The organism is Pseudomonas sp. SIMBA_041, from assembly GCF_046535095.1.
Taxonomy (GTDB): domain Bacteria; phylum Pseudomonadota; class Gammaproteobacteria; order Pseudomonadales; family Pseudomonadaceae; genus Aquipseudomonas; species Aquipseudomonas mucoides.
In genome coordinates this window covers 1-273 of record NZ_JAWRXJ010000294.1, presented here as the reverse complement: position 1 = coordinate 273, position 273 = coordinate 1, and the positions used below count along the sequence as shown (strand labels likewise).

The window sequence follows — 273 nt, the reverse complement described above, 5'->3', positions numbered from 1 at the left end:
CATGCCGGTGGTCGCTGTCTCCCGGATCGGCAAGGATTGCGCGAGCGCCGGATCGACAATCACGGTGTTGGCGAGCGCTTTGGGCTCCCGCCTGGTGCGCTTTTCGCCATCCACGAGCACCCCGAACAGCGGTGTCATCTCCGACCCCGAGAGCGTGGTCGGCAATGCGATATGCGGCGCGCCGGTTTCCGCCGCGATATATTTACCGAGGCCGATCGTCGAGCCGCCTCCGAGCGACACCACGCAGTCGCAATCGGCACCCAGATATGCGTC

1 protein-coding gene is annotated in these 273 nt (G+C 65.2%); it reads right to left on the bottom strand.

Features of this window, described 5'->3' with window-relative positions; all coding sequences use genetic code 11:
* A partial coding sequence (locus SB725_RS31240; RefSeq protein WP_410923282.1) for an iron-containing alcohol dehydrogenase occupies window positions 1-273 on the bottom strand: 273 nt, incomplete at both ends.